General features: G+C 63.9%; 8 protein-coding genes. 1 reads left to right on the top strand and 7 read right to left on the bottom strand.

All coding sequences use genetic code 11. From position 1 onward, the window contains the following. Positions 1–111: 111 nt before the first annotated feature. A complete protein-coding gene (grpE, locus tag FJ980_RS28945; RefSeq protein ID WP_140547057.1) occupies positions 112–744 on the bottom strand; it encodes a nucleotide exchange factor GrpE in 633 nt (210 codons plus the stop codon). Between the two features lie 218 nt (positions 745–962). Here grpE and FJ980_RS28940 point away from each other — a divergent pair, with 218 nt between their 5' ends. Continuing rightward, positions 963–1,163: a hypothetical protein gene (locus FJ980_RS28940; RefSeq protein WP_140547056.1), complete on the top strand. Its 201-nt coding sequence runs from the start codon at positions 963–965 to the stop codon at positions 1,161–1,163. 23 nt (positions 1,164–1,186) lie between these two features. Here FJ980_RS28940 and FJ980_RS28935 read toward each other — a convergent pair whose 3' ends face one another. The 6 genes from FJ980_RS28935 to FJ980_RS28910 form a co-directional block, all read right to left on the bottom strand. After that, a complete protein-coding gene (locus FJ980_RS28935) occupies positions 1,187–1,807 on the bottom strand; it encodes a DJ-1/PfpI family protein (RefSeq protein ID WP_095769249.1) in 621 nt (206 codons plus the stop codon). A gap of 217 nt (positions 1,808–2,024) precedes the next feature. Further along, the gene (locus FJ980_RS28930) at positions 2,025–2,558 is read right to left on the bottom strand and encodes a DUF934 domain-containing protein (protein ID WP_140547055.1); all 534 of its coding nucleotides are present in this window, start codon (positions 2,556–2,558) and stop codon (positions 2,025–2,027) included. Between the two features lie 96 nt (positions 2,559–2,654). Next, positions 2,655–3,416 carry a phosphoadenylyl-sulfate reductase gene (locus FJ980_RS28925; RefSeq protein WP_140547054.1) on the bottom strand — a complete coding sequence of 254 codons (762 nt, stop codon included), beginning with the start codon at positions 3,414–3,416 and terminating at the stop codon, positions 2,655–2,657. Further along, a complete protein-coding gene (locus tag FJ980_RS28920; protein WP_140547053.1) occupies positions 3,391–5,061 on the bottom strand; it encodes a nitrite/sulfite reductase in 1,671 nt (556 codons plus the stop codon). The genes FJ980_RS28925 and FJ980_RS28920 overlap by 26 nt, the downstream gene beginning before the upstream one ends. A 41-nt stretch (positions 5,062–5,102) precedes the next feature. Next, positions 5,103–5,408 carry a DUF2849 domain-containing protein gene (locus FJ980_RS28915; RefSeq protein WP_140547052.1) on the bottom strand — a complete coding sequence of 102 codons (306 nt, stop codon included), beginning with the start codon at positions 5,406–5,408 and terminating at the stop codon, positions 5,103–5,105. Then, a partial coding sequence (locus FJ980_RS28910; protein ID WP_246676587.1) for an SAM-dependent methyltransferase occupies positions 5,405–5,974 on the bottom strand: 570 nt, incomplete at its 5' end. The genes FJ980_RS28910 and FJ980_RS28915, both read right to left, overlap by 4 nt.

The raw sequence follows: 5,974 nt of genomic DNA, 5'->3' as shown, positions 1-5,974 counted from the left end.
GGGAATAGGGGAATAGGGGAATAGGGCAGTAGGGAGTAAGGCATAGCGGCCGTACAATTCACGCGACTTGTGCTATCTATTTCCTACTCCCCTACTCCCCTACTCCCCTACTCACGCATCTTTCTCGGCCTGCTCGTTCACCGGGCCCGGCTCGACCTTGGCCTCGGCGGCCGCCTTCGGGCCGCCCTTGGCGACACCGACCATCGCTGGCCGCAGCACGCGCTCGCCTATCGAGTAGCCCGGCTGCACCACCTGGACGACGGTGCCTGCGGGAACATCCGGATTGGGGATCTCGAACATCGCCTGGTGGAAGTTCGGATCGAACTTCTCGCCTTCGGGGGCGAGTCTCTTCACGCCGTGGCGCTCCAGCGCCGAAAGCATGGCGCGCTCGGTGAGGTCGACGCCTTCGATCAGCGATTTGAAGCCGGCGTCGCCGCTGGCCTTCGCCTCGGCGGGAATCGCGTCCAGCGCGCGGCGCAGATTGTCAGACACCGACAGCATGTCGCGCGCGAAATTGGCGACGGCATAGGCGCGGGCGTCCTGGACGTCGCGCGCGGTGCGCCGCCGCAAATTCTCCATTTCGGCCGCCGTGCGCAGCGCGCGGTCCTTCAGTTCCTCGTTTTCCTTCAGCAGCCGCACCAGCGCTTCGTAGTCGCCGTCGATGCCACCCTCCGCACGCTCGCCGGAAGCCTCGGCGGCTTCCATCTCTTCGGGCGTGCGTTCGTCTTTTGCCTGGTCGCTCATCGCGTTTCCCGTCATTTCGAATTGCTCTGGATTTGCGCCCGATATCGAGGTTTGGAGGCCAAAAATCAAGGGGCAAGCGCAGGCGGCTGGCGTCGGGCTACCGTTCCGAATTAATTCAAACTTTACCGTATCACGCAGCTTTGCTTGCTCTCGGACGCTGGCACGGGAACCATGGACTGGCTGCAGGAGTTTCGAAACCGACACAGGATTTTGGGACGATGAACGGCAACAACGGCCATAGGCGCGTCGAATTGGCCAACGATATCAGGCGACAGGCGGGCAGCGAGGCGACGAAGCGCTTTCTGCGCACATTGCCGGTATTTCGCCTTGAAAAGGAAATGCCCCGGCAGTTGACCGACCTGCTTGACCGTCTCGACGGCGCCGAGGCGGAGAATGCAGGCGGCCGGCGGCGTCAATAGCCGCGCGCCGCAATTGACAAGTTTCAGGCCGCCTTCCTGTCGTCACGCATCAGCACTTCGCCGTGACGGATCTCGGTGCCGAGCACCTTCAGGCATTCCCGCATGAAGGCGGCAAGGCCCGGCCAGCCCTTGGCTGAAACCAGATTGCCGTCGACATGGGCGCCGGTCGGCGCGACATCGATATAGATGCCGCCGGCGAGCGTCACTTCCGGCTCGCAATAATGCAGCGCCGCTACTTCCTTGCCGCGCACCACGCCGTCGACCGCGATCAGGATCTGCGCGCCATGGCAGATGGTGAAGATCGGCTTGCCGGTTTCATGGAAATGTCTGACCAGCGCCTGCACGCGCTTGTCGATGCGAATATATTCCGGCCCGCGGCCGCCCGCCGCATAGACAGCGTCGTAGTCGGCAGGGTTCACTTCGGCGAAGGTCTTGTTGAGGATGTAATCGTGACCGGGTTTTTCGGTATAGGTCTGGTGGCCCTCGAAGTCGTGCAATGAGGTCTTGAGCACGTCGCCGGCCTTCTTGTCCGGGCACACGACATGGACGGTGTGGCCGACCGCGTGCATGGCCTGCTCGAAGACGAAAATCTCGTATTCCTCGCTGAACTCGCCAACGAGCATCAATATCTTCTTGCCTGCCATGCTGCTTCCTCCCTTAGGATAAGGCCATTATTTCGCGGTACGAAGTAATGGCCTTATCCTAAGGGCAGGTCGGCCGAAGCGGAAGCCCGAATCACCAATGTGGTCTGACCAGACCAGCACCGCGAGCTTTCCAAACCTATCTTGAACCAAGCTGGCCAACAAAATGCGTGACGCTGGTCGGACCACAGCGATTTCATTGGTCGTATGAAATGCCGCATCAGCTGGGGCGCTTGCGCCGCCAGGAATATTTTGGACCCTTGGCCTCCGGTTCGACCGCCGGCTGGTAGTAAAGCGGCAAGCCGCCGGTGCGACCTTCCTCCAGCCGCTTCAGCAGCACCGGATTGGAGACCTCGAACTCGTCGAAGCCGAGCCGCAGCATATGCGGCAGCTGGTCGACCAGCACCTGCCCGGTGGCGCGCACCGCGCCCTTGAATTGATGCCGGGCGCGCAGCAATTCGCCCTTGGAAAAAGAGCGGCCGTCATTGAAGGCCGGGAAGGCCAGCGCCACCAGCGACAGCTGGTCGAGCAGGCCGGTTATCTTGTCCAGCTCGTCGCCGGGCTGCAGCAGGACGCCGAGGCGCTCCTTGGCTGATTTGCGAACTTCTTCATCCAGCCCGAGAAAAGCCTGCAGCGGCAGGATGAAACGGCCATTGCCGGCAAGCGCCTCGGCGCTTTCGGCGTGGGTCCACTCATCCTCGCGAAAACCGTCACGGGTCCAGAGGCGGGTCCCCGCTGTCGTCGATCCAGTCATCAAAATTCCTAAAGTTCCAAAGAGTCCCAAGCGAGCCGGCAGGCCGCCAGCACCGGAACCCGCTTTCGGCCGACATCACGTGAATAGCGATATAACCTAAAGCGAGGCGTCGGTCAGCGACTTCTCTAAGCCCGACAAATGAATGCCGCACTCGGTCTTGGCGTGCCCCGCCCAGCGGCCGCTGCGCGCATCCTCGCCCGGCTGCACCGGCTGCGTGCAGGGAAAGCAGCCGATCGAGAGATAGCCATAGGCGACCAGCGGATTTTCGCGCAGCGCATGCGCCCGCATATAGTCGGCCTGGTCCGATGTCGTCCAATGCGCCAGCGGATTGATGCGGATGCGCGAGCCGACGGCCTCGAAGACGGGCAAAGCCGTGCGCGTCGAAGCCTGGAAGCGCTTGCGCCCGGTGAACCAGGCGCGGAACGGTTCGACGCCGCGGGCCAGCGGCTCGACCTTGCGCACATTGCAGCAGGAATCGGTGTCGGTCTCGTGCAGCCTGCCGGTCGGGTCGACGCGTTGGAGCGCGGCCTCTTCCGGCTTGATCACCCTGATGTCGGTGAGGCCGAAATCGGCGACCAGCGCGTCGCGATAGCCGAGCGTCTCCTCGAAATGCTTGCCGGTGTCGAGGAAGATGATCGGCAGCGAGCGGTCGATCTCCGAAATCATGTGCAGCAGCACGGCGGAGTCCGCGCCGAAGGAAGACACCGCGGCGACCGCGCCGCGGAATTCGTGCGCCGACCGTTCGATGATCTCGATCGGCTTCAGATGGCCCAACAGCGCGTCGAGCCCCGCTGCCTCGGCGGCAACGCCGGTCTCGACTTCGCCCGTCCGGTCAAGCGGCCTTGGTTTCGCCAGCATAGAGCGCCTCCTTGAACGGCGCGGGACCGACACGGCGGTAGGCGTCGATGAAACGTTCGTCGGGACTGAGCCGAAGGCCGAGATAGGTATCGACGATCTGCTCGATGGCATCGGTGATCTCATCCGAGGAGAAGCCGCGTCCGATGATCTCGCCGACGGATGTGTTTTCGTCGGCCGAACCGCCGAGCGTCACCTGATAGAGCTCGGTGCCTTTCTTCTCCACGCCCAGAATGCCGATATGGCCGACGTGGTGGTGGCCGCAGGCATTGATGCAGCCGGAGATCTTCAGCTTCAGCTCGCCGATCTCGCGCTGCCGCTCCAGCGAGGCGAATCGGCGCGAGATTTCCTGCGCCACCGGAATGGAGCGCGCCGTGGCCAGCGCGCAATAATCGAGGCCCGGGCAGGAGATTATGTCGCTGATCAGATTGGAATTGGCTGTCGCCAGGCCGATCTCGACCAGCGCGTCATAGACGGCCTTGAGGTCGGCGCGCGCCACATGCGGCAGGATCAGGTTCTGTTCGTGGCTGACGCGCAATTCGTCGAAGGCGTATTTCTCGGCGATGTCGGCAACCGCTTCCATCTGGCTGTCCGTTGCGTCGCCGGGCACCTCGCCGATGCCCTTGAGCGAGATCGTCACCGCCGCATAGTCGGGATGGCGATGCGTCACGACATTCTGGTCGAGCCATTCCGAAAAGCTCTTGGAATCGAGCCTGGCCTGTTTCACCGCATCATCGCCTTCCGGCCGGGAAACCAGCGCCGGCGGCGCGAAATAGGCGTTGATCGCCTGGATATCGGCTTCCGGCAGCTTGAGCTCGGCGTCCTTCAGCGCCTGCCACTCGGCCTCGACCTGGCGGGTGATCTCCTCCACGCCGGTCTCGTGAACCAGTATCTTGATGCGCGCCTTGAACTTGTTGTCGCGGCGGCCGTAGAGGTTGTAAACGCGCAGGATGGCCGTGCAATAGGACAGCAACTCCGACTCCGGCAGGAAGTCGCGGATCTTTCTCGCCACCATCGGCGTACGGCCTTGGCCGCCGCCTATATAAACGGCGAAACCCAGCTCGCCGGCCGCGTTCTTTTTCAGATGCAGGCCGATGTCATGCGTCTGGATGGCGGCGCGGTCGCGCTCGGCGCCGGTCACCGCGATCTTGAACTTGCGCGGCAGGTACGAGAACTCCGGATGCACCGACGACCATTGGCGCAGGATTTCCGCATAGGGGCGCGGATCGGCGACCTCGTCGGCGGCGGCTCCGGCGAAATGGTCGGCGGTGACGTTGCGGATGCAGTTGCCGCTGGTCTGGATGGCGTGCATCTCGACGCTCGCCAGATCGGCGAGGATCGCCGGGATGTCCGACAGCGCCGGCCAGTTGAACTGGATATTTTGGCGCGTGGTGAAATGGCCGTAGCCCTTGTCGTATTTGCGCGCGATGTGGCCGAGCATGCGCAATTGCCTGCTGTTCAGCGTGCCGTAGGGCACGGCGATGCGCAGCATATAGGCGTGCAGTTGCAGATAGACGCCGTTCATCAGCCTGAGCGGCCGGAACTGGTCCTCGGTGATCTCGCCGGCAAGCCGGCGCTGCACCTGGTCGCTGAACTCGGCGACACGGGCGTGAACGAAATCCTGGTCGAACTCGTCGTAACGGTACATGCTTCGTCTTTCAGGGCGCGTCCGCCCGCTGCTTTCGTTGGTTAAGCCGCCCGTGCCGCTTCCGGGCTCGCCTGCTTGCCGAGATCGGTGCGGATCGTCGGGCCCGCGGCGCGGATCTTTTCGCGCAGCCGCACCGGCTCGACCAGGCCATCGACCACCGTGACGTCGATCAGGTTGACGTCGACCACCTCATTGTTGGCGCCAGCCGCGGCGCCGATTGCTTCCAGCCGGTCCTCCGCCGTCTTGTCATGCGCGATATCGGCGTGGCCAACCGTCTCCGCCCAGCCGCCGTCGGCGTACCAGACGGCGATGCCGTCGGAGAGCCTGTTTGCGGTGAGAACCTTCATTGCCGGACTCCTTCGGCCACGGCTGAAGCCGCGCCCTCATGCTTACGTGCCGCGAGCGGCTCGGATTGTTCGAAATTGGCGCCGGCGACGGCGTCGCCGATGATCGTCATCACCGGTCCGGTGAGATCGGCGCGCTCCTCCAGCGACGGCAGGTCGGCAAGCGTGCCGTGGAAACGGCGGCGGTTGCCGAGGCTGGCATTCTCGACGACGGCAACTGCAGTGTCCGGCGACAGTCCCGCTTCGATCAGCCGGCCGGCGACTTCGGCAGCCACCGAACGGCCCATATAGACGGCAACGGTCGCGCCCGAAATGGCAAGCTTGGCCCAGTCGGGCAGCGAGTTGCCCTTGAGGTCGTGGCCTGTGGTGAACACCATCGACGACGAAACGCCGCGCAGCGTCAGCGGCAGCTCGAAATCGGCGGCGGCGGCGAAGGCAGCGGTGACGCCCGGAACCACCTCATAGGCGATGCCGGCCTCGCGCAGCGCCGCCATTTCTTCGCCGGCGCGTCCGAACACCAGCGGGTCGCCTGACTTCAGCCGCACCACGCGCTTGCCGGCGCGGCCCAG

The sequence above is a fragment of the Mesorhizobium sp. B1-1-5 genome (assembly GCF_006443065.1).
Lineage (GTDB): Bacteria > Pseudomonadota > Alphaproteobacteria > Rhizobiales > Rhizobiaceae > Mesorhizobium.
The sequence above is the reverse complement of the archived record's forward strand: the minus strand, read 5'-3'. Positions and strand labels throughout refer to the sequence as shown.

What these genes read in the sequence shown, in the direction of transcription:
- grpE (WP_140547057.1), bottom strand. Translation starts at nt 744, where the DNA reads ATGAGCGACCAGGCAAAAGACGAACGCACGCCCGAAGAGATGGAAGCC.
- FJ980_RS28940 (WP_140547056.1), top strand. Translation starts at nt 963, where the DNA reads ATGAACGGCAACAACGGCCATAGGCGCGTCGAATTGGCCAACGATATC.
- FJ980_RS28935 (WP_095769249.1), bottom strand. Translation starts at nt 1,807, where the DNA reads ATGGCAGGCAAGAAGATATTGATGCTCGTTGGCGAGTTCAGCGAGGAA.
- FJ980_RS28930 (WP_140547055.1), bottom strand. Translation starts at nt 2,558, where the DNA reads ATGACTGGATCGACGACAGCGGGGACCCGCCTCTGGACCCGTGACGGT.
- FJ980_RS28925 (WP_140547054.1), bottom strand. Translation starts at nt 3,416, where the DNA reads ATGCTGGCGAAACCAAGGCCGCTTGACCGGACGGGCGAAGTCGAGACC.
- FJ980_RS28920 (WP_140547053.1), bottom strand. Translation starts at nt 5,061, where the DNA reads ATGTACCGTTACGACGAGTTCGACCAGGATTTCGTTCACGCCCGTGTC.
- FJ980_RS28915 (WP_140547052.1), bottom strand. Translation starts at nt 5,408, where the DNA reads ATGAAGGTTCTCACCGCAAACAGGCTCTCCGACGGCATCGCCGTCTGG.